Genomic DNA, 23,351 nt, shown 5'->3' on the forward strand with positions numbered 1-23,351 from the left:
CGGACGCTTTCTATCTATGGATACGCAACAAACTCGCCAGGGCATAGGCTTCGCGCTCGGCGCCTACTTTATCTGGGGCATCGCTCCGGCCTACTTCAAGCTGGTCAAAACCGTTCCGCCGACAGAGATCATGACGCATCGCGTGATCTGGTCAGCGCTCTTTATGCTGGTGCTGATTAGCCTGAGCCGCAGCTGGGGACAGGTACGCAGCGTGCTGGCGCAGCCGAAGAAGGTGCTGCTGCTGGCGCTGACCGCCGTGACCATCGGCGGCAACTGGCTGCTGTTTATCTGGGCGGTGAATAACCAGCATATGCTGGAAGCGAGCCTCGGCTACTTTATCAACCCGCTGATTAACGTGGTGCTCGGCATGCTGTTCCTGCGCGAGCGCTTCCGGCGGCTGCAGTGGCTGGCGGTAGCGCTGGCGACCATCGGCGTGCTGGTGCAGCTGTGGAAGTTCGGTTCGGTGCCCCTGATCGCGCTGGGTCTGGCGTTGAGCTTCGCCTTTTATGGACTGGTGCGCAAAAAAATTCAGGTCGATGCGCAGAGCGGCATGCTGATTGAAACGCTGTGGCTGTTTCCGCTGGCGGCGATCTATCTGTTCGGCGTCGCCGATACGCCAACCAGCCACCTGAGCGCCAATCCGCTGAGTCTGAACCTTAAGCTGGTCGCAGCAGGCATCGTGACGACGATTCCGCTGATGCTGTTTGCCGCCGCCTGTACGCGACTGCGTCTTTCCACCGTCGGCTTTTTCCAGTACCTCGGCCCGACGCTGATGTTCCTGCTGGCGGTGCTGTTTTACGGCGAGACCATTACGCCCGACAAGATGGTGACGTTTGCCTTTATCTGGCTGGCGCTGGCGGTGTTTATTTTCGATGCGCTGGTGGCGACGCTGCGTAGCCGACGCGCGATAAAGCAACAGGTTATTTAATTCAACAGCGCGCAAAAATGTCAAAACGCGAATGACAGGGGCCTAAAAGCAAAGCGTCCCGCGCCAGGGAGGGCGCGGGACGAGCGGGCAGCGATACCGTTTTTTGCGTCTTTGCGATCGGTCCTTGCTATTTGCGTAGGCCCCGGATTCGCCGTCCGCTGATGAACGATTACAACCAGTTTTTGCGCTTAAAGTAGAGATAAGGCGCCAGACCGGCGAGGATCATCAGGCCAATCGCCGCGGGATAACCAAAGCTCCACTTCAGTTCAGGCATAAATTCAAAGTTCATGCCGTAGCTGGAGGCCACCAGCGTCGGCGGCAGGAAGACAACCGACACCACCGAGAAGATCTTGATAATGCGGTTCTGCTCGATGTTGATAAAACCCATCGCCGCCTGCATCAGGAAGTTAACCTTCTGGAACAGTGATTCGTTATGCGGCAGCAGCGACTCGATATCGCGCAGGATCTCGCGTGCCTGCTCCAGCTGGTTGTTCGGCAGACGCGCCTTGCGCACCAGGAAATTAAGCGCGCGCTGGGTATCCATCAGACACAGCCGCACCTTCCAGCCGATATCTTCCAGCTCGGCGAGACGCGACAGCGCCTGGTCATACTCTTCGCCCTGCTGCCCTTCCATAATCACGCGGCTGAGCTTCTCCAGCGCGCTATAGATGTTCTCGATCTCATCCGCCAGCTGTTCGATTTTAGTCTCAAACAGATCCAGCAGCAGTTCGAAGGCGTTACCGTCGATCAGCGTCTGATTGCGGGCGCGCATACGGTAAAGGCGAAACGCAGGCAGCTCGCGCTCGCGCAGCGTATAGAGCCGCCCTTCACGAATGGTGAACGCCACGGTGGAGTTGCCGGCGTGGTCTTCCGCATCTTCATAAAAGAAGAAAGAGTGGATATGCAGCCCGTCTTCATCTTCGAAGAAACGCGCCGAGGCTTCGATATCCTCCAGCTCCGGACGCGTAGCCAGGCTCTGGCCCAGCTCGCTCTGCACGCGCTCGCGCTCGCCCTCTTCCGGCTCGATCAGATCGACCCAGACCGAGGTGGTCAGTTTGTCGTTTTCGTCTTCCAGCTCCAGACGCGTAAGGCGGCTGCGATCCAGTTTAAATGCGCTCAGCATAGCAATACTCCCCATTGCAGACTTAATGGGACAAGGCCGTAGACCGATCGGCCACGGCAAACGCCTGAACACGGAAACGCTCGTTCAAAAGGTGAATCAGTGCTGACTCATGCGACGGGATAAAAAAGGGAGGTCGCTGATAACCGCTAAGGCTACCAGCAAAAAGAGGTAGCCTTAGATGTTATTCCTGGTAACCAGGTGACTGAGCCAGCATCGACTGGGCGTGTCCAAGGCATTGTCCTCTCTTGATAATAGTGCGCGCATGTTACGCTGAGACGAAAAAGTCGTCAACCGGTGACTAAGCAGTTTCCAGCTTCGCATAGGCGGCCACCAGCCACTTGATGCCCTGGCCCTGAAACGCCACCTGAACGCGGCTGTGCTCGCCGCTGCCCTCCAGATTGATGATGGTGCCTTCGCCGAATTTCGCATGCTTCACGCGCTGTCCCAGCGAAAAACCGCTGTCGCTTTTCGAGACCGGCGTGCCCATACGCTGATGGCTAACCGGACGGCTGACGCTGGCGCGCAGGCGCACCTCTTCGATGCACTCTTCCGGCAGCTCGCCGATAAAGCGCGACGGCCGGTGATACACCTCTTTGCCGTAGAGCCGCCGCGTCTCGGCATAGGTCAGCGTCAGCTTCAGCATGGCGCGCGTCACGCCGACATAGGCAAGACGACGCTCCTCTTCCAGACGACCGCCCTCATCCAGCGACATCTGGCTTGGGAACATCCCCTCTTCCATACCGACGATAAAGACCTGGCTAAACTCCAGCCCCTTCGCCGAGTGCAGCGTCATCAGCTGCACCGCATCCTGCCACTTATCGGCCTGGCCTTCGCCCGCCTCCAGCGCGGCGTGCGACAGGAACGCCTGCAGCGGCATCAGATCTTCATCTTCATCCTGGTAGCTGAACTGGCGCGTTGCCGTCACCAGTTCCTCAAGGTTTTCAATACGCGCCTGGCCCTTTTCGCCTTTCTCCTGCTCATACATGACCCACAAGCCGGAATCTTTAATCACGCGGTCGGTTTGCACATGCAGCGGCATTTCGGCGGTTTCGCTCGCCAGTGAATCGACCAGCTCGCAGAAGCGCTGCAGCGCCGAGGCCGCACGGCCCGCCAGCGCTTTGGTTTGCAGCAGCTCACGCGTCGCCTGCCACAGCGTCATCTGCCGTTCGCGAGCGGTCTGGCGTACCACGTCGAGCGTGCGATCGCCCACGCCGCGCGTCGGCGTATTGACCACGCGCTCAAAGGCCGCATCGTCGTTGCGGTTGGCGATCAGGCGCAAATAGGCGAGCGCGTCTTTAATCTCCTGACGCTCGAAGAAGCGCATGCCGCCATAAATGCGATACGGCATGCTGCTCTGCAGCAGCGCCTCTTCCAGCACGCGCGACTGGGCGTTGCTGCGGTAGAGAATGGCGCAGTCCTGCAGGGCGTTGCCGTTCTCCTGCCAGGTTTTGATGCGGTTGACCACAAAGCGCGCTTCGTCCAGCTCGTTAAAGGCGCAGTAGATGGAAATGGGATCGCCGTCGGTGCCATCGGTCCACAGCTCTTTGCCGAGACGGCCATTGTTATTGGCGATCAGGGCGTTAGCCGACTTCAGGATATTATTGGTAGAGCGATAGTTCTGTTCAAGGCGAATGGTTTCCGCCGCCGGGAAATCCTGCAGGAAACGCTGAATGTTCTCGACCTGCGCGCCGCGCCAGCCGTAAATCGACTGATCGTCGTCGCCGACGATAATCACGCGGCCGCTGTCGCCTGCCAGCATGCGGATCCAGGCGTACTGAATGTTGTTGGTGTCCTGAAACTCATCCACCAGAATATTGCTGAAGCGTTCCCGATAGTGATTGAGAATATGCGGCTTATGCAGCCACAGCTCATGGGCGCGCAGCAGCAGCTCGGCGAAATCGACCAGTCCGGCGCGGTCGCAGGCTTCCTGATAGGCCTGATAGATGCGCAGCCAGGTCTGCTCTACCGGATTGCCATAGCTTTCAATATGTTTCGGGCGCAGCCCTTCATCTTTTTTGCCGTTGATGTACCACATGCCCTGACGCGCGGGCCACTGCTTCTCATCCAGATTCATCGCCTTAATCAGGCGTTTCAACAGGCGCAGCTGATCTTCGCTGTCGAGGATCTGAAAATCCTGCGGCAAGCCAGCGTCGAGATGGTGGGCGCGCAGCAGACGATGCGCCAGGCCGTGGAAGGTGCCGATCCACATGCCGCCCTGGCTGGTGCCGATCAGCTGCTCGATACGGTGGCGCATCTCCGCCGCCGCTTTGTTGGTAAAGGTCACCGCCATAATCGAATAAGGCGAGCAGTTCTCCACCGACAGCAACCAGGCGATGCGGTGCACCAGGACGCGTGTTTTTCCGCTGCCCGCGCCTGCCAGCACCAGCAGGTTGCCGCGCGGCGCCGCCACGGCTTCGCGCTGTTTGTCATTCAAACCGTTGAGCAGATCAGAAACGTCCATAAGCACCGTTCACTAAAGAAAACAAAAAGCGAACCCTGAATCATTCGGCTTGCAGCAAGGCGCATGACTCAGGGTACGACTGGATAAATCTACAGCCATTATAACAGTGAGGTCAGGGATGCCAATCGCGAAATTTCCACATGCGGCACCAGACGCGCATCGGCAATGTGCATCAGGTTGCCGCCACGCAGATTGATCCAGCACGCCTGCATACCGCAGCGCAACGCGCCAGCCACATCGGTGGTCAGATCGTCGCCCACGTGCAGGATCGCTTCCGGCGGAAGGCCGAGACGCTGCGCGGCGAGATGGTACATATCCTGATAAGGCTTCGCGCGGCCGTCCGGCCCGGCGCGCAGCGCGAACTGAAAATAGTCGGCGATCCCGAGCTGTTCCGGACGCGCGTTGCCGTTGGTGATCGCCACCAGCGGGACTTTTTCGCCGAGCGCTTTGAGCGTCTGATGCGTCTCTTCCGGCATCTCCACCTGGCTGCGCCAGTGATGGAATACGCTCATGATCTCCTCAGCGCCGGTCGTCGCTTCCTGCGCCGAAAGACCGACGTTCAGCAGCGCCAGCTCGACCGAGCGTCGACGCCACTCTGAGACGTCGTGGTAAATATCCGGCTCGCGCGCCAGCAATTCGTCGCGCAGCTTCTGATAGTCCAGCGGCGTAAATTCGCGCAGCGACGGATGCCAGGCCTGCAGCGCCGCGTGCGCTTCAGCGGTGGTTTTGCGGATCACGGGATAGTTGTCGTAGAGCGTATCGTCGAGATCGAAAGTGATAGCCTTAACGGCGCGTAATGGACGGTAAAACTTCATTCGTTCTTTCCTCGTTTGGCGCGGGGATGCGCAGCATCATACACCGTCGCCAGATGCTGGAAATCGAGATGGGTATAGATTTGCGTCGTAGAGAGGTTGGCGTGGCCCAGCAGCTCCTGCACTGCGCGCAGATCGCCGCTCGACTCCAGCAGATGGGTAGCGAAGGAGTGACGCAGCTTGTGCGGATGGATGTGGCTGGCGACGCCCTGTTTGACGCCCCATTCGGCGAAACGCTTTTGCACGTTACGTGCCGAAATCCGGCGTCCGCGGCTGGAGAGAAACAGCGCGTCATCCTCGCCGCCGAAACTGGCGCGCAGCGGCAGCCAGCGCTCCAGCCAGGCAACGGCGGTGCGGCCGATCGGCACGCGACGCTCCTTGCTGCCTTTTCCCACGACCCAGACTTCGCCCGCCTCAAGATCGACGTGACGGCAGTCCATATTGACCAGCTCCGACAAACGCAGCCCGCCGCCGTACATCACCTCCAGCATCGCGCGGTCGCGCACCGCCAGCGGATCGTTGAGGTCGATCTCCAGCAGCTGATTGACCTCATCGACGTCGATATTCTTCGGCAGGTGACGCGCGTTGCGCGGCGTAGTGACGCCTTTAGCGGGGTTAGCGGAGAGCCGGCCCTGGCTGACCTGCCAGTCGAGAAAACTGCGCAACGCCGACAGGCGCAGCGCGAGGCTGCTGGCGCCTAAACCAGCGCGGCGGCTGCGTGACGCCATGCTGCGCACCTGCGCAGGCTCCAGCTTCGCCCAGTCGTCCAGCTTCATCTCTTCGGCCATCGTCGTCAGCGCCGCCAGCTGGCGCGCATAGTTCTCCTGCGTCAGCGGGCTGAGCTGGCGCTCAACCTTGAGGTAGCGCAGGAATTCGTCGACGACCGCCTGGAGCGCGTTCATGCGCGTTCTACCCAGCGCGACAGCAGCTCCGGCATCATCTGCGCCAGATGCTGCAACAGCAACGTGCCCATACCAGCCTGATAGTGCTGGCTGTCGCGGCTGCTGAAAATCAGCACGCCCAGTTCGCCGCGCTCGCCCATAAGCGACATCGCAACCGAACCGATCGCCTTGGCCTGCGGCAGCAAGAGCAGCAGTTCGGGACCGTTCAGGCTGCCGAGAAAATGGTGTTGCTGACCGAAACGCTGGATGCGTAACGGTTCAAACGCCTGACGCGACAGACTGAGCTGCACGAACTCAGAGGGTGCGCCCAGTCGCCACTGGTCGGCGAAGAGGCGCAGGTTAGCACCAGCCAGACCCAGCTCGCGCGCCCAGCGTTGCAGGCGATTAAGCATCTCCTGCAGCGAATCGGCCGCCGCCAGATGTCCCTGCAGCGCCAGCAGCCGATCGAACAGCTCATGGTTGGCGCTGGCCTGCTCCATCAGCAGCGTGATCTCTTCCTCCAGCCGCTGAATATGGTTGCGCTGGCGCGCCATATGCCACTCCACCAGCGACACGCTGCCGCGCACCGGATGCGGCACCGCCATCTGTTCGACCTGGCGGGCGTTGCGGATAAAGAAGTCAGGATTTTGCTGCAGATAATCGTTAACGGCCTGATCGTCCAGCAGGAGAGTATTATCAGCCTGCTCTTCGATATTTTTCATAAATGAATAAACCCATCATAAACGTGTGTGGCGGGTCCGGTCATAAACAGCGGCTGACCGGCTCCTTTCCAGGCGATATGCAGCATGCCGCCCGGCAGATCGACGCGCACCTTCGGCGCCAGAATGCCCTGCTGAACGCCGCAGGCTACCGCGGCGCAAGCACCGCTGCCGCACGCCTGGGTTTCGCCCGCGCCGCGCTCGTAGACGCGCAGGCGAATATGCTCTGACGACACCACTTCCATAAAGCCGACGTTGACGCGTTCGGGAAAGCGCTCGTGGCTTTCCAGTGCCGGGCCCAGCGTTTCGACCGCGGCGGTCTGCACGCTGTCGACCTGGATCACGCAGTGCGGATTGCCCATGGATACCGCACCGAACATCACCGTCTGTTCGGCGACGCGCAGCAGATAGAGGTTTTCCGCCTTATTGGCGCGGAACGGCACCTGCTGCGGCTCGAAGTTGGGCTCGCCCATATTGACGCGCACCAGTTCGTCCGGCGTCACGCTCAATACCATGCGGCCGGTTTGGGTGCTGACCCGGATCTCGCTTTTGTTGGTCAGGCCTTTCAGCCGCACAAAGCGGGCAAAGCAGCGCGCGCCGTTGCCGCACTGCGCCACTTCGCTGCCGTCGGCGTTGAAGATGCGATAGTGGAAGTCGAGGTCGGGATCGTAAGGCGGTTCGACGATCAGTAGCTGATCGAAACCGATCCCCAGATGGCGATCCGCCAGCCGGCGAATCAGCTCCGGCGAGAAAAAGACGTTTTGCGTCACGGCATCCACAACCATGAAATCGTTGCCGAGTCCGTGCATTTTGGAGAACTGCATTTTTTGCTCCGCCGGGTGCGCCATTACAATTATTCTGCTGACATGCTGGCGTTGCCGCCGCTCACCAGTCCACGCGTATCCGCCTGCGCCGCTCGCTGTTGCTGCTGCTTTTTCTGCTGCTCAGCTTGCTGTGGAGTTTGCGTTTTCGGCTGGTTAGCGGGCGGGAAGTAAAGCGGTCCTTTTAGTCCACAGCCTGCCAGGCTCGTCAGCGCCAGCGCCATTGCCAACAGGCTTTTTACTCTCTTCATCTCTTCTGCTCTTTTGTCCTTAACCTGGTTGCTTATCATCGCAGTTGAAGATGGAAAAGCAACAGGAAATCCCCGCAATTCACGTGCGCGCGGTGACAGTTCAGCAAGGAAAGGGCCGCGCGGCGAGCGCGGCGTCAGTGTACCTGGTAGCGCGGCTGATAGTCGCCGTTGTCGTTATCTGGCTGCGTGGCGCAGAGCTGGGCCAGCGTCTGGCTGCGGAACGGGATAACCTGGAAGCGTTCGCCGGTATTTACGATCTGGTAGAACTGCGGCAGGTTAAAGTTGATAAAGCTGGAGCCGTAGGTAAAACTATCGTGCGAAGAGGAGTAAAAGCGGCTGACGTCGCGCACCAGCTCCTCTTTGCTGCCTTCGCAGTGGTGATAGACCTCGACGCGGTTGGTTTCATCCAGAATATAGATGTTGAAACCTTGCTCGTCGGTGGTGTCTTCGAAGAAGAACTGAATAATGCCTTCGCTGGCGTAGCCGTTCACGACCGGCGGCAGCGGCGTCTGGTTCGACTCCACTTTAATCGACAGGCCGTGCAGCTTGTTGTTGGAAATCGCGCCGTAAAACTCCACGGCATTTTCCAGCTTCTGTACCGAGACGCTCATGCGCTCAAAGAAGAGTCCCCACGTCTGGCCAGCCATGCGCAGCGCCTTAAAGCGACCCGGCTCCTGACGCGTGCTGGAGAGACGCAGCTCAATGCATTCGGAGACGAGCTGCTGAACGCGCGTGCGGATCAGCCCACGCAGATGCTGGCTGTAGCAGAACACTTCGACCGTGTCCGGCGGCGCGGCATCCTGGTGCATTTTGCCCAGAATAGTTTTTAACGCCTCGATCATCGCCTGCTCGCCGCTGAAGTGCAGCGTGCGCACTTCATTCCATGAGTTGCGATAGAGCAGATCGATGCTGCCGATCAGGCACTGCTGCTGTTGACCGAAGCTAAAGACGTCGAGCTTACGGAAATCGAAATGCACCACCTGATTGCGAAAAGCGGAGGTCGGGTCGTGCTCAAGGTTGACGATAATCGCCAGATGACGGATCTCGCATGGGCTATAGAGCGCTTTCGGCGTCGGCGCAGGCAGACGCAGCGGGAAGTGAGACGACACGTCGTTCACCAGCTCCTGCAGACGCGCCAGATCGCAAATCTCGTTGCCTTTGATATGCAGACGCGTCTTGCTGGTCAGCAGGCCGTTGAACCACGCCCAGGCCACCAGCTTATTCAGGTAGCGGTTATACTCCAGCGGCTGATGGCTGATGATTGAGCTCATATCCGGCGCCTGATTATAGAGATACCAGCCTGAACGGTTGGCGCGACCAGCCGGGACATGAATAAAGGTGAGGTTCTCTTCCGACAGATCGGGTGAAATCTGCGGGTTGACCAGCGTCACTTTGCCCGGCAGCGCTTCAAAAGCGGCGTACAGTTTACGCGTCAGCACGCCGATATCCTGCGGACTCGCGCTGACGCTTAAATTGTTGCGGCGGGCAAAACGGATCAGGTTGCGATAGCTCTGCATCATCGCATCCAGCAGTTCGTTGTGCGCCTCGCGCACGCGTTCGATTTTCCAGCCGCCGCGGTTATCGAGGATCGCCAGTTTCTCTTCGTCCCAGCCCCACTCTTTCACCAGCTGCGACAGGATCTCGCGTCGCCAGCCTGAGCGGCTGCTGTTTTCGTCGGCACTCAGCTTCTCGCACACTTTCAGATAGAAACAGCGGCGCACCAGATCGAGACGCGGCTGATCGTCCACGCTGGTCAGATAGTGCGTCACGCGCTCCAGCATCATGCAGTAAGGATCAAGACCAAAGCTGACGATTTCGCCGTCGTGCAGGCGCTGTTTAATGTCCATCGCCAGCAGCTGCGTGTTGGGATACTCCCAGCTATACGCTTCCAGCAACAGGGTTTTCAGCACCGCCTTATAGGGTGAGTCGATACTTTTATAGAGCTGCCACAGGCTGGCGCCGAAATACTCTTCCGCCGACAGCGTGCCGAGTCCGCCAAGATCGAGCCACTCGTTAGGCGTCAGCACGCCCTGCGCATAAAGCGACATCACATAGTCGTCGTAGTGATGTTCTTCTTCGCACGGCACCATATTCCACAGGATGCGTTTACCCGCCATACGCACGGCGGTGCGATAGAACTCATCCAGCAGCAGGATATGTTGCGTCGAGCCGCAGTCTTCTGCGCCGAGGCTGCCGCTTTCATTATGGCGGAAGCGGTTTTCATCAATCAGGAAGAAGCTGACTTCCACGCCCATCGACACGCACCACTTCTGCAACAGCGTACATTTGCGCTGCAGGTTGAGACGCTCTTCGTTGTCCAGCCAGGATTGATGACAGACCCAGATATCAAGGTCAGAGACGCTGTTCTGCCCGACCGACGAGGTGCTGCCCATGGAGTAGATGCCGGTAATCGGCATTTCGCCGGTGCGCGATACGTCCAGCGTCAGCTCATGACCGCCCGCCAGCTCACGCATCAGCAGAAGCTGGTTTTCTTCAGGCGTGAAGAAGCTGATACCGCGGGGAACGTTACCGTCGAAGTAACCCGGCATCAGCGGATGATGATAATGCAGTAAGGTCGGCAGCAGACTGTATACGTGCTGGAAAGCAGGTCCCATCGCAGCCAGCGCACGATCGACGCGCAGCTGATTAATGGCATCCAGTCTCTGTTTCAGTGTCTCAATGTAGAGGTACAAGACGTTTCGCCTGATTGTCCCAGTGTTTAAGCAACCTGTTTCCGAAATCCGCCGCTTAATAATCGAAAAAGATGGGCAGATTATTGCTGGAAACGTGATCAATCTAACACCTGGCAGATTGACCGTAAAGAAAGTTGCGCTACTTAACAGTTTAGCACGTTCCTGTTCGCTTCCTGCGCTTTCGGACACCGGTATCCGCTTCATCCTCTTTTAACTGGCGAATCTTCCCGCCTGCCCGGTCAAATAATCCGTTGAAACTGTCAGCCTTCAGCCGACAATGATAGGATATTCGGTGAACGATCAAAATGGTTAACAGCATGTTAGACAAAATTTTCAGAATTGCTACAAGACAAAGTCCTCTTGCGCTCTGGCAGGCACATTATGTCCAGCAACGCCTGATGGCCGCGCATCCGGGCCTGCGCGTTGAGCTGGTACCTATGGTCACTAAAGGCGACGTCATCCTCGACACGCCGCTGGCGAAAGTGGGCGGTAAAGGACTATTTGTCAAAGAGCTTGAGCTGGCGATGCTGGAAAATCGCGCCGATCTCGCCGTCCACTCAATGAAAGATGTGCCGGTCGCGTTCCCCGAAGGATTAGGGCTGGTCACGATTTGCGAACGCGAAGATCCGCGCGACGCCTTCGTCTCGAACCACTACAACTCGCTTGACGAGCTGCCGCAGGGTGCCGTGGTAGGCACCTCCAGCCTGCGTCGCCAGAGCCAGATTAGCGAACGCCGTCCCGATCTGGTGATCCGCTCGCTGCGCGGCAACGTCGGGACGCGCCTGTCGAAGCTCGACGCCGGCGAATATGACGCCATTATTCTGGCGACCGCCGGTCTGAAGCGTCTGGAGCTTGAAGCACGCATTCGTCAGCCGTTGCCGGCGGAAATTTCTCTGCCCGCTGTCGGCCAGGGTGCGGTGGGTATTGAATGCCGCCTCGATGACAGCGAGCTGATCGGGCTGCTGCAGGCGCTCAACCATGACGATACCGCTGTGTGCGTCAAAGCCGAACGCGCCATGAACACGCGCCTGGAAGGCGGCTGTCAGGTGCCGATCGGCAGCTTTGCGCTGCTGGAAGGCGACGAGCTGTGGCTGCGCGGTCTGGTCGGCGCGCCAGACGGCAGCGTAATGGTGCGCGGCGAACGTCGCGGCCCGCGCGCCGAGGCGGAAGCGATGGGAATTTCTCTCGCCGAAGAGCTGCTCGGCAAAGGCGCGCGCGATATTCTGCGCGACGTCTACCAGGGGCAGCAGCCGCTATGACTATTCTGGTCACTCGCCCGGAGCCCGCAGCCAGCGCGCTGGTGACTCGCCTGCGCGCGCTTGGCCGCGAGGCGTGGAGCCTGCCGCTGATTGAGTTTGCACCGGGCAGCGACCTTGGCCGCCTGCCACAACAGCTTGCCGCGTTACGCAAGGGCGACCTGGTTTTCCTGCTTTCTCAGCAGGTGATCCAGTATGCGCAGCCCGCGCTGGCGCGCTACAACGCAGCGTGGCCCGCAGACGTGGACTATTATGCAATTGGTCGCAGCACCGCGCTGGCATTTCACACCGCCAGCGGCCGTCACGTCGACTATCCGCACGCGCAGGAAACCAGCGAAGCGCTTATCAACATGGCGGCATTGCAGCGGGTATCCGGTAAGAAAGCGCTGATTTTACGAGGGAATCCAGGGCGCGAACTGTTGGCGGAAACGCTGATCGATCGCGGTGCGGAAGTCTCGTTCAGCCAGTGCTACCAGCGCTGTCAGAAGCACTATGACGGCCCCGTTGAAGGCCGACGCTGGCGTAACCGCGGCATCACAACGCTGGTGGTCAGCAGCGGTGAAATGTTACAACAGCTCTTTTCTCTGTTCCCCGCGGTCGATCGCGAGGAATGGTTATTACGCTGCCGACTGGTTGTCGTCAGCGAACGTTTGGCTACGCTCGCCAGTGAACTGGGCTGGCAGGATATTCAGGTAGCCGATGGTGCCGATAACGATGCGCTGCTGCGCGCGTTACGCTGAACTTAATCATGGGATGTGCCACAGATGACGGAACAAAAAGCGACCTCCGCCACGGTTGAAGAGACTACGCCAGCGGCAGATACTTCGCCCTCTTCCCGCCAGCAACCGCCGCGCGACAAAAAGAGCGGCGGCATGGTGCTGGGCGCAGTGGCGATTATCATTGCCCTGGCGACCGGCGCGGGTTTATACCTTAACGGGAAACATCAGGCTGAACTTCAGGCGCAGGCAAATCAGAGCCTGAGCGATAAGCTGAACGCCTTGCAGCAGCAAGCGAGCAGCGACAAACAGCAGCTGGCGCAGCAGCTCAGCAGCGCACAAAACGCGCTGAACGACGCGCGCACCCAGCAGGCCGCCACGGCGAAGGAGCTGGAGACGCTGCGTGAAAAGGTCGCCACCATCTCTGGCAATGATGTACACGCCTGGCTGGTGTCGCAGGCCGACTATCTGGTGAAACTGGCGGGCCGCAAGCTCTGGAGCGATCAGGATGTCACCACGGCGGCGGCGCTGCTGAAAAGCGCCGATGCCAGCCTGGCCGATATGAACGATCCGAGCGTCACCAACGTGCGTCGCGCGCTGACGCAGGATATCAGCACGCTCTCGGCTATCAACCAAATCGATTATGACGGCATTATTCTGAAGCTGAACCAGCTATCGAACGGCGTCGATAATCTGCGTCTGGCGGACAACGACAGCGACGACGCACCGATGGACAGCGATGGCGGCGAGCTGACCTCCTCGCTGCGCGAATGGCGTCAGAACCTGGTGAAAAGCTGGCATAACTTTATGGATGACTTCATCACTATTCGCCGCCGCGACAATACGGCGCAGCCGCTGCTGGCGCCGAACCAGGACGTCTATCTGCGTGAGAACATCCGCTCGCGTCTGCTGATCGCCGCGCAGGCAGTGCCGCGTCATCAGGACGAAATTTATAAACAGTCTATCGACACCGTATCCAGCTGGGTTCGCGCCTGGTACGACACTAACGATCCCGCGACCAAAGCCTTTCTGGCGCAGCTGGACGAACTGAGCCAGCAGAGCATCAATATGAATCTGCCGGATAATCTGGAAAGCCAGCCGCTTATCGATAAGCTGATGCAGACACGCGTGCGCAACCTGATCGCGCAGCCTTCCGTCGCCGCTGACCAGCAAGGAGGCTAAGCGCATGCTTAAGGTATTTATCCTTTTCGTCCTGCTTATCGCCGGCATTGTGGTAGGCCCGATGATTGCTGGTCATCAGGGCTATGTGCTGATTCAGACCGATAACTGGAACGTAGAAACCAGCGTAACCGGACTGGTGATCATTCTGATCATCAGCCTGCTGATTATTCTGGGTGTTGAATGGCTGCTGCGTCGTCTGTTTCGCACCGGCGCACGCACCCGAGGCTGGTTTACCGGTCGCAAACGCCGTCGTGCGCAGCGCCATACACAGACCGCGCTGATGAAGCTGGCCGAAGGCGATCACCGTCAGGTTGAAAAGCTGCTCTCTAAAGATGCCGATCACGCTGACGTGCCGGTAGCCAACTACCTGCTGGCGGCTGAAGCGGCGCAGCAGCGCGGCGATGAAATCCGCGCCAACCAGCATCTTGAGCGGGCCGCTGAACTGTCGGACAACGATGTTATTCCAGTCGAAATCACCCGCGCGCGCATTCTGCTGGCGCGTAACGAAGATCACGCTGCGCGTCATGCCATCGATCGACTGCTGGAAGTCGCGCCGCGCCATCCGGAAGTTCTGCGGCTGGCGGAGCAGGCTTACGTGCGCACCGGCGCATGGAGCTCGCTGATTGATATTCTGCCTGCGATGGAGAAATCGCAGGTTGGAGATGAGCAGCATCGCGCCGACCTGCAGCAACAGGCGTGGCTGGGTCTGATGAATCAGGCGATGGCCGATCAGGGCAGCGACGGCCTGAAGCGCTGGTGGTCAAATCTGAGCCGTAAAACGCGTCAGCAAACGGCGCTGCAGGTGGCGATGGCTGACCATTTGATTGAGTGCGACGATCATCAGACCGCGCAGGATATTGTGCTGGACGGCCTGAAGCGACACTACGACGATCGTCTGGTGCTGCTGATGCCGCGCATCAAAAGCAGCAATCCGGAAGCGCTGGAGAAAGCGCTGCGCCAGCAGATTAAGCAGCATGGCGCGACGCCGCTGCTGCACAGCACGCTGGGGCAGTTGCTGATGCGCCATGGCGAATGGCAGCAGGCCGTTGACGCGTTCCAGCAGGCGCTGGCACAGCGTCCCGACGCGTTTGACTACGCGTGGCTGGCGGACGCCTACGACCGTATGCATCGCCCGGAAGAAGCAGCGAAAATGCGCCGTGAAGGCTTACTGCTGACGCTGAAAAACAACCCGAATGCTTAATGCTGTTGTTACTTGTTTACGCCGGGCTTGCCCGGCTTTTTTTTGCCCTTTATCCGTACCAAAAAAAAACACCTGCCAGAGGCAGGTGTAAAATCAGGTCGGTAAGACAACCTTGAGGTATCCGACTCAACGGTATGTCTGTTGACCCTGCAAGGCGTAAGCGATGCAGGCAGGCAGACAACGGATACCCAAAAGTGGCTCTGCGTCATTCCCAGGTTTATGCAGCATCAGCAGACATAAGAGGTGGAATGAGCATCTACGCGATAATTATTGCACAGCGCGTGCCAGGTTGCAGAAGATAAAATAAAAGCTTTAATTTCAAAGGGTTGAATTTGACTGCTCAGACAAAAAAGGCGCAGGTTGTCTGTGCCAGACGACAAACAGCCTGGACGCTGTCTCCTTTTTGAGACGATGAAGCGCATTTATTTTTAATATCTGTTAAATCAATAAATTAGTAGTCTCCAGAAAGAGACAATGAGTCTGTTTCTGTCACAGAGGGCAATCTGCTTATCCTCATTTTCTACAGACGAAAAAAAACCTGCTTTTTCAAGCAGGTTTATAAAATGGTCGGCGAGAGAGGATTCGAACCTCCGACCCACTGGTCCCAAACCAGTTGCGCTACCAAGCTGCGCTACTCGCCGATAATTTTTATTGTTTTGTTTTGCCTGGTGCGAAGAGAGGGACTTGAACCCTCACGTCCGTTAAGACACTAACACCTGAAGCTAGCGCGTCTACCAATTCCGCCACCTTCGCGTATCCCAGCAAAATCTGGGGTGGCTAATGGGACTCGAACCCACGACAACTGGAATCACAATCCAGGGCTCTACCAACTGAGCTATAGCCACCACAATTCGTTATGTTGCAAGTCTCTGACCTACAGCATGTAACTCTTTACTAACGCGGTAATGTAACCACCGCAGCTCCTGCGCACAAACTAAATGGCGCGCCCGACAGGATTCGAACCTGAGACCTCTGCCTCCGGAGGGCAGCGCTCTATCCAGCTGAGCTACGGGCGCGTAGCGCCGTTGCGGATGGGCATACTACGGACTTGGGGTGATGCTGTCCAGTGCTTTTTTAATAAAAAAACGCGTTTGATTACGCTTTGTGCATTTCGTCGAGTAATGCAGCACTCTGGCTATTTCCTCAGCGAAAAAACGCCGCAGTAATCAGTGATATCAGAGATCGCCGCGCCAGTGATAGCGCAAATATTTGATCAGTTTTAACTGGCGGCGCAGGCGGCTGGGCTGTCGAATCAGGCGATAGAGCCATTCCAGCCCCAGACGCTGCCAAATCTTCGGCGCGCGCTTTATCTGTCCCGTAAAGACATCATAGGTTCCGCCGACGCCCATATAGAGTGCGTGCGGCCAGCGCGCGCGGCAATCGCGCATTAACAGCTCCTGACGCGGCGATCCCAGCGCCACGGTGACGATACGCGCGCCGCTGGCGGCGATGCGGGTAAAAAGCGCATCACGATCGGCTGGCGCGAAGTAGCCGTTCTGCGCGCCGACGATATTCAGGTTCCACTGGCGACGCAGCTTGTTGCAGGTCTCATCCAGCACCGCCTGTCGCCCGCCAATCAAAAACACCGGCGTGCCCTGCCGTCCGGCGCGTTCCATTAAGGCCTCCCACAAATCCGCGCCCGCTATACGCTGCACCTCGGCATGGGGATATTTTTTACGGATGGAGCGCACGATACTGATGCCGTCGGGGTATTTAAACTCCGCCTCCTGCAACAGCGCGCGCAGTTCATCATCCTGCTCCGCCGTCAGTATCTTTTCGGCATTAATCGCCACTAACGTTCCGCTGCGTACCGCCTCGTCCGGCAGCAGAAAATCCACAAACGCGGACATACTGTCGAAACCATACAGCGACACGCCGCGTATCTCATACTGCGGCGCTTCTGGTAACCTTGTCATGGTTGAGTTTTGTTTCCCTGTTATGCCAGAGGCGTTAAGTGGAGCTCTGTAAAACCTGGCCGCTGCGACGTCGAATCAGCCCGGCGCGATCCAGCAGCCAGTAAAGCATCTTCGCCACGCCGAGGCAGGCCAGAAAAATTAAAGCGAAAAAGACCACGCGGGAGCCGAACGCATCCAGCCCCTCGCGCGCCAGCACAATCATATTGAACACCGCGCCAAAGCAAAAACTCTGCATGATCGCACCGCTGTAGCGGTTGCTGGCGTCGCGGCCGCGCAAATAAAGCGTATCGAAACCCTTAATAATCAACCCGACCGCCACCGCGCCCGGCAGAATAAACCAGACGCCGCCCATTACCAGCAGCGAGCCCAGCAGCGTAGGCGAAATCGCCAGGCCTGAATGGTTGTTCAGTACTTCCCAGGTAAAATAGTTAGCACTGTTCAGTACCATCGACGGCCTGCCCGGCCACAGCCAGCCCGGAATATAGACATAGAAGTCGCGCCAGATGGGTGCCAGCCCCTGAAATTCTATTTTGGAATAATTTTCCAGCAGCAATGCCAGATTCTCCCACGGCGAAAACGTATCGCGCGTCAGGTAAAGAAACGTGTAAACCGCCTCTTCGCCGAGCACGTTAAGGTTATAGCGCCGCAGCGCCAGCCAGAACATGCCGCCTATCGCCAGGACGCCCGCCGCCGCCAGCATCCACAGGCTGATCCAGCCGCGCGTAATGCCGATAAACAAAAACAGGGCAAAAGCGATAATGATATTGGCGCGCGTACCGCCGACCAGCGCGTAGGTCAGCAGGCCGAACGCGACCGTAACCACCAGAAACAGCAGCCAGTTGCGCTGCGTAGGACGCAGAAAATAGAGGATCAGCATCGCCGGAATAAAGAAATAGAAAAAGCGCTTCAGCGCCACGCCGGAGACTTCGCTGGAGAAAATCTGGTTATAGGCGGTCAGGCGGAACAGCAGAAAGCCGTTGTTCAGGAAAAACACCGTCACCGTGCCGATAGCGACCAGCGCCAGCAGCACACAGGTCAGGTGCGTCTCGACGCGATTCATCTGCAGCCAGGGTCTGGCGCGCGGCACTGCCGCAGGTCGCAGCCGCACCTTATAGCTGACGTAATAAACGGCATAGAACGCCGTCGCCGACAGCAGCGCCTGCAGCAGATACTCAGGCGGCACCACCTCAACATTAAAGCGGAACACCAGCAGGCTGGTCAGCGGGAAGCCGAAATAGAACGTCAGTAAAAACAGCAGGGTAAAAAAGAGGTGAAAGTTAAAGCGTACGCGCCTGAACTCCCGCCAGGTCAGCGTCAGGATAAAACCCAGCGACAGCAGATAAACCACCAGCAGACCGCTGAACTGCATCAGGTTCATGAGGACTCCCTTTCACAATGGCGCAATGCCTCACGCCAGCCCGTCACATAGCCCGGCGCGAAAAAAGCGATGGCCTGTTTGTCGCAGCTCGCCAACTGGCGGCGCGCTTCCGCCACGCTTCCGCTGTCCAGCACATCGCCACTAAACAGCACCGGCAGCCCCTGCTCGCTGAGATCGCGCCAGAACGGGTTGCGCCGGTTAAGCACAAAAGGCACGTTGGCCTGAATCAGCAGGCAGAGCGTTCCGATGCCCTGCTGCCGTTCGAACATAAAATAACCTAAATGACAGCGGGCGAGCAGCGCTAAATAGTCATCAAAGGCGAGATGACTGCGCAGCAGCTCGACCTGGCCGTCAGGAAACAGCCTGTCTGCCGCTGTCGCTACCTCGTTAATGTAGGCTTCATTGTTCGGCGGATAGCCCAACGGCACGACGATGCGCACCTCTGTGCCAAACTGCTGGCGGATAGACGTTAAGCCTTCAATATGGCGATTGCTGGCGTCGCCGGAGTTGCCCAGCAGAATGGTAAAACGCGATTCCGGCGCGCTTTGCGGCGCGGTGGAGGGCATTTTAGTTGGAAAATAGAGCCGCGCAGCAGGCACGCGGGGATGGCGCTGCTGGTAATAGTGTAAATCGCCAAGAGTGGCGAAAACCTGCGCCACGCGCCCCTGCGCGATACGTCGCAACAGATAAAAGAGGCGGAACTTCAGGCTACGCGACTCTTCGTAAAGGTCGGCGCCCCAGACGTGCCAGTAGAGCTGGCTGGAGCGGATCTTACCGCTCAGCAGCGCCAGCCAGATGCCCGGATTAAACTGCCCGTGGCAGAAAAAACGTTGTTCACGGTTTTTCGCCCGCGCCGTCAGCGCCTGCGCCAGCGCTTTCTTCGAACCAAAGGTCTCAATAGCAAGATTGCTGAAAGCGGCGAGCGAGGCGGGCTGCTGCGTCACCACCATAAACTGGCGCGGCTGGTCGACAGGCAGCTCAACGCTTAACACATCGTTGAAAAAGCGCAGCACCGTTTGATTGTGATGAGGGATATCCGATCCCAGAACGTGTATTAACGTCATTTTTTCCGGTAATAAACCATAAATGCGCCGCAGCAGAGCGCGAAATAACAGAGATAGGTCGCCATGTAGGCCTGCGCTGCGCCGGTCGCTCCCGACAGCGGGATCAGCCAGCGCGAGAAGAGCGTCAGCAGCACGAACTGGCTGATTTCGGCCAGAATATAAAAGCGCAGCGACGCCTTAGCAATCACCAGATAACCGAAAACGTAGGCGCCGACCTTAAACACATCGCCGCACAGCTGCCAGACAAAGAGATCGCGCATGGCGTGAAACGCCGGAGAAAAGAGCAGCCAGATCGCCAGATCGCGCAGCAGCCAGACGCAAAAGCCGACTGCCGCCACGGCAGGCAGAACAAAGCGCAGCGCCCGCATGATTTCGCGCGCAATATCGCGCTTCTGCTCCAGGCGCGCCAGCGTCGGCAATAGCCAGACGCTGAAGGTGGCGGTAATGAACTGCAGCCAGGCGTCCGAGATGCTGGTGACGCCCTGCCACAGACCGACCTGCGCCCAGCCGTTATGTTGCGCCAGCAGGTTACGCATCATGACCCAGGCTACCGGCAGCGTTACCGAGGTAATCAGCGCCATCAGGGTAAACTTCGCCAGGCTGCGCGCAAAGTCTGGCTGCCACTGCGGCTTCAGCCAGCCGATCGGCAGCGGTACGCGTCGCTTTAGCAATGCGAATGCCGGTACCACAACCAGCGCAGGCACCAGCGCAAATCCCACCAGCGCGCCCGCATAGCCACCAACCCACCAGCACAGCACGTAGGCCGCGACCCCGATTAGACTACCGATGATCAGCGCCAGCGCGTTGCCGCGCGCGTCGCGATAGCCTTTCAGCAGCGCCAGCGCCAGGTTAGCCCAGGCTATGCCGAACTGCAGGAAGGCGACAATGCGCACCACATTCTCGAAGCGCGTGTGGCCGAACAGCGCCTGGCTGATCGGCGCGGCCGCCAGCAGAAAAACCAGCGCCAGCAGCGTGGAAAAGCCCAGCACCATCGCGGATGCGGTACCCAGCAGCGCACGTAGCGGCTCCGGCTGATGCTGATACTTCGCCACAAAGGTGGTGACGCCATTAAAGATGCCTGCGCCCGCCAGCACGCCAAGAACGGTGATCAGCTGACGAAAGTTACCCGCCTGCCCTACGCCTTCCGGGCCGAAACTCACCGCCAGTAGTTTCACCACCAGCAGCCCGGCAGCGATTTTCACCAGCGTAGACGATGCCGTCCACACCGACGCTCTGGCCAGCGACATCAGGCGAAGAAGCTCAGTAAGGAACTTATAACCGTATTCTGGTTATTGTCCGTCAGGTTATAAAACAGCGGCAGGCGCAGCAGCCGCTCGCTCTCGCGCGTAGTAAAAAGGTCCTCGCCATGAAAGCGGCCAAACTCTTCGCCGGCGGGCGAGCTGTGCAGCGGAATATAGTGAAAAACCGTCAGGATCTCCGCCTCTTTCATCCAGCTAATCAGCGCCTGGCGATCGTCGCTGTCGCGCAGTTTGATATAGAACATATGCGCATTGTGCTCGCAGGCGGCAGGCAGCGTCGGCAGCTCGATGCGCCCTTTCGCCGCCAGCGGCTGCAGCGCGTCATAGTAGCGCTGCCACAGGCGCAAACGCTGCTGATTGACGCGTTCGGCCACCTCCAGCTGCGCCCACAGGTAGGCCGCCTGTAGATCCGCCATCAGATAGCTCGAGCCGATATCGCGCCAGGTATACTTATCTACCTGGCCACGGAAAAACTGGCTGCGGTTGGTGCCCTTCTCGCGAATCACTTCAGCACGCTCGATTAGCGCCGCATCGTTGATCAGCGTCGCGCCGCCTTCGCCGCCCGCGGTGTAGTTCTTGGTTTCATGGAAGCTGAAGCAGCCGATATGGCCGATAGTGCCCAGCGCGCGGCCCTTGTAGCGCGACATCACGCCCTGCGCCGCATCTTCTATCACCCAGAGCTTATATTGCGCCGCCAGCGCCATAATAGCGTCCATTTCGCAGGCCACGCCCGCATAGTGCACCGGCACGATGGCGCGCGTTTTCTCGTTGATCGCCGCTTCGATTTTGCTTTCGTCGATATTGAGCGTATCCGGACGAATATCCACGAAGACGATGGTCGCGCCGCGCAGTACAAAGGCGTTGGCGGTAGAGACAAAGGTATAGCTCGGCATAATCACTTCATCGCCGGGCTGAAGATTAATCAGCAGCGCCGCCATCTCCAGCGACGCGGTGCATGACGGCGTCAGCAGCACTTTTTTGCTGCCGAAGCGCTGTTCCATCCACTGCTGACAGCGACGGGTAAAACCGCCGTCGCCGCACAGTTTGCCGCTGGCCATCGCCGACTGCATATATTCAAGCTCGCTACCCACTATCGGCGGCGCGTTAAATGGGATCATGATCTTTCCTGTAGAACCAGTAAGCGGTGCTTTCCAGCCGGGCACCGCTGCGTAAATAGAGTCGCATCGCCGAGAGGTTGCTGAGCTGCGTCGCAACGCGCAGACGGCTGAGCTGACGAACCCGTCCCCAGTCTGCGCCCGCCAGCAGCAAACGCTGCCCGATGCCGTTGCCCTGCGCATGGGGCAGGACGCCCAGCAGCCCGACGCGCGCGTCGCCTTCAGTCTCGCGCAGCGAAATAAAACCCTGCAGTGCGCCGGACTCATCGCTGGCGATCAGGCACTGATGATCAAAAGTGCCGCGCACCGCGTTTTCAATCCACTGGGCGTAAAAGCGGGCGCTGGCGTCCGCATCGAACCAGGGCGCGCGAAAGCGGCTCTGCACGAAGATCTGCGCCGCCGCTGCACGCAGCGCGTCGATTTGCGCTTCACGGGCGATGCGGATACCGCTCTGTCGTTCCGTGCGTTTAATATTAATAGCCAGGTCCGCTTCGCCTTCCGCCAGCTGAAAACCCTGCTGGCAGAGGGCGTCGATCGCCTCAAGGCGGTCGGCAGGCACTTTGATTTGCCATAACCCGGCCGGATGGCGCAGCGCCTCGTCCAGCGACAGGTCTCCATCGAGATCGAGGCGCGCTGTCTCGCAGCCGAAAAAGGCGCTTTCCCACGCCAGGGGATTAATACTGACGCGGACGGGCATGTAGGAGATCCAGCAGATACTGGCCGTAGCCGGTTTTTGTTAATGCCTCACCGGCGGCACGCAGCTGGTCGTCGCTCAGCCAGCCGTTGCGCCAGGCAATTTCCTCCAGACAGGCGACTTTGAATCCCTGTCGCTTTTCCACCGTCTGTACGAAGGTGCTGGCTTCAATCAGGCTGTCGTGCGTGCCGGTGTCGAGCCAGGCGAATCCGCGGCCTAACAGCTCGACAGAGAGCTGACCGCGCGCCAGATACATCTGGTTGATAGCGGTAATTTCCAGCTCGCCACGCGCTGAAGGCTTGACCTGCTTCGCAAAATCCACGACCTGATTATCGTAAAAATAGAGGCCCGTTACCGCCCAGCGCGATTTTGGCGCACTGGGTTTCTCTTCGATAGAGAGCGCGTTAAACGCGTCATCAAATTCCACCACACCAAAACGTTCGGGATCCATAACCTGGTAGCCAAACACCGTCGCGCCCTGCTCGCGAGCGGCGACTTTCCTTAATTTAGGGCTGAAGCCCTGACCAAAATAGAGGTTGTCGCCTAACACCAGGCAGCAGTTATCGCCGTCAATAAAGTCTTCGCCGATAATAAACGCCTGAGCCAGACCATCCGGGCTTGGCTGCACCGCATAGCTAAGGTGAATGCCGAACTCGCTGCCGTCGCCCAGCAGGCGCACAAAATGATCGCGATCCTCCGGCGTGGTGATCAGCAGGATGTCGCGAATGCCCGCCAGCATCAATACCGACAGCGGATAGTAGATCATCGGCTTGTCGTAAACAGGCAGCAGCTGTTTAGAGATCGCACGCGTGATGGGATGAAGACGCGTGCCTGAACCGCCCGCCAGAATAATACCTTTCATCGCTTCTGCTCCTCAGACG

At 58.6% G+C, this 23,351-nt stretch carries 20 protein-coding genes and 4 tRNA genes; 5 read left to right on the forward strand and 19 right to left on the reverse strand.

Translation table 11 applies throughout. The features are described from left to right. The first annotated feature begins 16 nt into the window (after positions 1-16). A complete protein-coding gene (rarD, locus tag EKL29_RS19390; RefSeq protein ID WP_126690474.1) occupies positions 17-928 on the forward strand; it encodes an EamA family transporter RarD in 912 nt (303 codons plus the stop codon). Between the two features lie 169 nt (positions 929-1,097). Here the strand turns inward: rarD and corA are convergent, their stop codons facing one another. The 8 genes from corA to EKL29_RS19430 all read right to left on the reverse strand — a co-directional run bounded on the left by corA (position 1,098) and on the right by EKL29_RS19430 (position 10,689). Next, complete coding sequence (gene corA / locus EKL29_RS19395; protein ID WP_120457926.1) at positions 1,098-2,051, reverse strand: magnesium/cobalt transporter CorA; 954 nt, start codon at positions 2,049-2,051, stop codon at positions 1,098-1,100. 298 nt (positions 2,052-2,349) lie between these two features. Next, positions 2,350-4,512 (reverse strand): DNA helicase II, encoded by a 2,163-nt coding sequence (uvrD, locus tag EKL29_RS19400; protein ID WP_126690475.1) that lies wholly within the window; start codon positions 4,510-4,512, stop codon positions 2,350-2,352. Between the two features lie 98 nt (positions 4,513-4,610). Next, a complete protein-coding gene (gene yigB / locus EKL29_RS19405; RefSeq protein WP_120457930.1) occupies positions 4,611-5,327 on the reverse strand; it encodes a 5-amino-6-(5-phospho-D-ribitylamino)uracil phosphatase YigB in 717 nt (238 codons plus the stop codon). Beyond that, on the reverse strand, positions 5,324-6,226 hold the full coding sequence (gene xerC / locus EKL29_RS19410) for a tyrosine recombinase XerC (protein WP_120457932.1): 903 nt from the start codon (positions 6,224-6,226) through the stop codon (positions 5,324-5,326). The genes yigB and xerC overlap by 4 nt, the downstream gene beginning before the upstream one ends. Then, positions 6,223-6,927 (reverse strand): DUF484 domain-containing protein, encoded by a 705-nt coding sequence (locus EKL29_RS19415; RefSeq protein ID WP_126690476.1) that lies wholly within the window; start codon positions 6,925-6,927, stop codon positions 6,223-6,225. The genes xerC and EKL29_RS19415 overlap by 4 nt, the downstream gene beginning before the upstream one ends. Continuing rightward, a complete protein-coding gene (gene dapF / locus EKL29_RS19420; protein ID WP_120458151.1) occupies positions 6,924-7,748 on the reverse strand; it encodes a diaminopimelate epimerase in 825 nt (274 codons plus the stop codon). The genes EKL29_RS19415 and dapF overlap by 4 nt, the downstream gene beginning before the upstream one ends. A gap of 29 nt (positions 7,749-7,777) precedes the next feature. Further along, on the reverse strand, positions 7,778-7,996 hold the full coding sequence (lptM, locus tag EKL29_RS19425; protein WP_120457936.1) for an LPS translocon maturation chaperone LptM: 219 nt from the start codon (positions 7,994-7,996) through the stop codon (positions 7,778-7,780). Between the two features lie 134 nt (positions 7,997-8,130). Further along, positions 8,131-10,689: a class I adenylate cyclase gene (locus EKL29_RS19430; protein ID WP_126690477.1), complete on the reverse strand. Its 2,559-nt coding sequence runs from the start codon at positions 10,687-10,689 to the stop codon at positions 8,131-8,133. Between the two features lie 317 nt (positions 10,690-11,006). Between EKL29_RS19430 and hemC the strand changes: the two genes are divergently transcribed. From hemC to hemY, 4 genes are read left to right on the forward strand one after another with little or no spacing between them, the layout of a single operon-like run. Further along, positions 11,007-11,948, forward strand: coding sequence for a hydroxymethylbilane synthase (hemC, locus tag EKL29_RS19435; RefSeq protein ID WP_120458152.1), 942 nt, complete (start codon positions 11,007-11,009; stop codon positions 11,946-11,948). Then, entirely contained in the window at positions 11,945-12,685 is a 741-nt protein-coding gene (gene hemD, locus EKL29_RS19440) for a uroporphyrinogen-III synthase (protein WP_126690478.1), read from the forward strand. Before hemC ends, hemD begins: the two co-directional genes overlap by 4 nt. Before the next feature lie 24 nt (positions 12,686-12,709). Further along, entirely contained in the window at positions 12,710-13,843 is a 1,134-nt protein-coding gene (hemX, locus tag EKL29_RS19445; RefSeq protein WP_120457943.1) for a uroporphyrinogen-III C-methyltransferase, read from the forward strand. Between the two features lie 4 nt (positions 13,844-13,847). Then, a complete protein-coding gene (hemY, locus tag EKL29_RS19450; RefSeq protein ID WP_126690479.1) occupies positions 13,848-15,044 on the forward strand; it encodes a protoheme IX biogenesis protein HemY in 1,197 nt (398 codons plus the stop codon). 564 nt (positions 15,045-15,608) lie between these two features. On the opposite strand, the gene EKL29_RS19455 is transcribed toward hemY, so the two are convergent. The 11 genes from EKL29_RS19455 to rfbA all read right to left on the reverse strand — a co-directional run bounded on the left by EKL29_RS19455 (position 15,609) and on the right by rfbA (position 23,332). Beyond that, positions 15,609-15,685 (reverse strand) — tRNA-Pro (locus EKL29_RS19455). 25 nt (positions 15,686-15,710) lie between these two features. Further along, positions 15,711-15,797: transfer RNA gene (locus EKL29_RS19460), tRNA-Leu, on the reverse strand. A 16-nt stretch (positions 15,798-15,813) separates the two neighbouring features. Then, positions 15,814-15,889, reverse strand: a tRNA-His gene (locus EKL29_RS19465). A 94-nt stretch (positions 15,890-15,983) separates the two neighbouring features. Then, positions 15,984-16,060: transfer RNA gene (locus tag EKL29_RS19470), tRNA-Arg, on the reverse strand. A 159-nt stretch (positions 16,061-16,219) separates the two neighbouring features. Next, the gene (wecG, locus tag EKL29_RS19475; protein ID WP_120457947.1) at positions 16,220-16,960 is read right to left on the reverse strand and encodes a lipopolysaccharide N-acetylmannosaminouronosyltransferase; all 741 of its coding nucleotides are present in this window, start codon (positions 16,958-16,960) and stop codon (positions 16,220-16,222) included. A gap of 34 nt (positions 16,961-16,994) precedes the next feature. Continuing rightward, entirely contained in the window at positions 16,995-18,338 is a 1,344-nt protein-coding gene (gene wzyE, locus EKL29_RS19480; RefSeq protein WP_126690480.1) for an ECA oligosaccharide polymerase, read from the reverse strand. Further along, positions 18,335-19,402 carry a TDP-N-acetylfucosamine:lipid II N-acetylfucosaminyltransferase gene (locus tag EKL29_RS19485; protein ID WP_126690481.1) on the reverse strand — a complete coding sequence of 356 codons (1,068 nt, stop codon included), beginning with the start codon at positions 19,400-19,402 and terminating at the stop codon, positions 18,335-18,337. Before EKL29_RS19485 ends, wzyE begins: the two co-directional genes overlap by 4 nt. Then, positions 19,399-20,649, reverse strand: a complete 1,251-nt coding sequence (gene wzxE, locus EKL29_RS19490) for a lipid III flippase WzxE (protein WP_126690482.1) — start codon at positions 20,647-20,649, stop codon at positions 19,399-19,401. Before wzxE ends, EKL29_RS19485 begins: the two co-directional genes overlap by 4 nt. Beyond that, entirely contained in the window at positions 20,649-21,779 is a 1,131-nt protein-coding gene (gene rffA, locus EKL29_RS19495; RefSeq protein ID WP_126690483.1) for a dTDP-4-amino-4,6-dideoxygalactose transaminase, read from the reverse strand. The genes wzxE and rffA overlap by 1 nt, the downstream gene beginning before the upstream one ends. After that, the gene (gene rffC, locus EKL29_RS19500) at positions 21,766-22,473 is read right to left on the reverse strand and encodes a dTDP-4-amino-4,6-dideoxy-D-galactose acyltransferase (RefSeq protein ID WP_126690484.1); all 708 of its coding nucleotides are present in this window, start codon (positions 22,471-22,473) and stop codon (positions 21,766-21,768) included. Before rffC ends, rffA begins: the two co-directional genes overlap by 14 nt. Continuing rightward, the gene (gene rfbA / locus EKL29_RS19505; RefSeq protein ID WP_126690485.1) at positions 22,451-23,332 is read right to left on the reverse strand and encodes a glucose-1-phosphate thymidylyltransferase RfbA; all 882 of its coding nucleotides are present in this window, start codon (positions 23,330-23,332) and stop codon (positions 22,451-22,453) included. Before rfbA ends, rffC begins: the two co-directional genes overlap by 23 nt. Positions 23,333-23,351 lie beyond the last annotated feature (19 nt).

The sequence above is a fragment of the Pantoea sp. YU22 genome (assembly GCF_003970755.1).
GTDB lineage: Bacteria > Pseudomonadota > Gammaproteobacteria > Enterobacterales > Enterobacteriaceae > Pantoea > Pantoea piersonii.

Bases quoted from the DNA above. Each gene is read 5' to 3' on its own strand.
- corA (WP_120457926.1), bottom strand. From the start codon at position 2,051: ATGCTGAGCGCATTTAAACTGGATCGCAGCCGCCTTACGCGTCTGGAG.
- hemD (WP_126690478.1), top strand. From the start codon at position 11,945: ATGACTATTCTGGTCACTCGCCCGGAGCCCGCAGCCAGCGCGCTGGTG.
- hemX (WP_120457943.1), top strand. From the start codon at position 12,710: ATGACGGAACAAAAAGCGACCTCCGCCACGGTTGAAGAGACTACGCCA.
- EKL29_RS19415 (WP_126690476.1), bottom strand. From the start codon at position 6,927: ATGAAAAATATCGAAGAGCAGGCTGATAATACTCTCCTGCTGGACGAT.
- uvrD (WP_126690475.1), bottom strand. From the start codon at position 4,512: ATGGACGTTTCTGATCTGCTCAACGGTTTGAATGACAAACAGCGCGAA.
- xerC (WP_120457932.1), bottom strand. From the start codon at position 6,226: ATGAACGCGCTCCAGGCGGTCGTCGACGAATTCCTGCGCTACCTCAAG.
- hemC (WP_120458152.1), top strand. From the start codon at position 11,007: ATGTTAGACAAAATTTTCAGAATTGCTACAAGACAAAGTCCTCTTGCG.
- dapF (WP_120458151.1), bottom strand. From the start codon at position 7,748: ATGCAGTTCTCCAAAATGCACGGACTCGGCAACGATTTCATGGTTGTG.
- yigB (WP_120457930.1), bottom strand. From the start codon at position 5,327: ATGAAGTTTTACCGTCCATTACGCGCCGTTAAGGCTATCACTTTCGAT.
- wzxE (WP_126690482.1), bottom strand. From the start codon at position 20,649: ATGTCGCTGGCCAGAGCGTCGGTGTGGACGGCATCGTCTACGCTGGTG.
- rffC (WP_126690484.1), bottom strand. From the start codon at position 22,473: ATGCCCGTCCGCGTCAGTATTAATCCCCTGGCGTGGGAAAGCGCCTTT.
- wzyE (WP_126690480.1), bottom strand. From the start codon at position 18,338: ATGAACCTGATGCAGTTCAGCGGTCTGCTGGTGGTTTATCTGCTGTCG.
- wecG (WP_120457947.1), bottom strand. From the start codon at position 16,960: ATGACAAGGTTACCAGAAGCGCCGCAGTATGAGATACGCGGCGTGTCG.
- rfbA (WP_126690485.1), bottom strand. From the start codon at position 23,332: ATGAAAGGTATTATTCTGGCGGGCGGTTCAGGCACGCGTCTTCATCCC.
- lptM (WP_120457936.1), bottom strand. From the start codon at position 7,996: ATGAAGAGAGTAAAAAGCCTGTTGGCAATGGCGCTGGCGCTGACGAGC.
- hemY (WP_126690479.1), top strand. From the start codon at position 13,848: ATGCTTAAGGTATTTATCCTTTTCGTCCTGCTTATCGCCGGCATTGTG.
- rffA (WP_126690483.1), bottom strand. From the start codon at position 21,779: ATGATCCCATTTAACGCGCCGCCGATAGTGGGTAGCGAGCTTGAATAT.
- EKL29_RS19485 (WP_126690481.1), bottom strand. From the start codon at position 19,402: ATGACGTTAATACACGTTCTGGGATCGGATATCCCTCATCACAATCAA.
- rarD (WP_126690474.1), top strand. From the start codon at position 17: ATGGATACGCAACAAACTCGCCAGGGCATAGGCTTCGCGCTCGGCGCC.